A 286-nucleotide genomic window follows, 5' to 3' on the forward strand; every position below is an offset into this window, starting at 1 on the left:
CTGCGGGCGTGTTCACGGCCAACCGTGTGAAGGCGGCGCCGGTGCTGTGGTCGCAGCAGGTCGTCAAGGGCGGTCAGCTCTCCGCCGTCGTCCTGAACTCCGGTGGCGCCAATGCCTGTACCGGTCCGGAGGGTTTCCAGGACACGCACGCCACCGCGGAGAAGGCCGCCGAGGTGCTGGGCCACAGCGCGGGCGAGATCGCGATCGCTTCGACCGGTCTGATCGGGGTGCGGCTGCCGATGGACAAGCTGCTTCCCGGGATCGAGAAGGCCGCGGCCGCGCTCTC

General features: G+C 70.3%; 1 protein-coding gene. It reads left to right on the top strand.

Annotated elements, in window-relative coordinates:
- Positions 1-286 (top strand): bifunctional ornithine acetyltransferase/N-acetylglutamate synthase (locus ACSNOH_RS35285; protein WP_436725515.1); only part of this gene is annotated, 286 nt, incomplete at both ends.

Origin of the sequence: Streptomyces sp. URMC 127, assembly GCF_051386535.1 — a bacterium.
Taxonomy (GTDB): Bacteria; Actinomycetota; Actinomycetes; order Streptomycetales; family Streptomycetaceae; genus Streptomyces.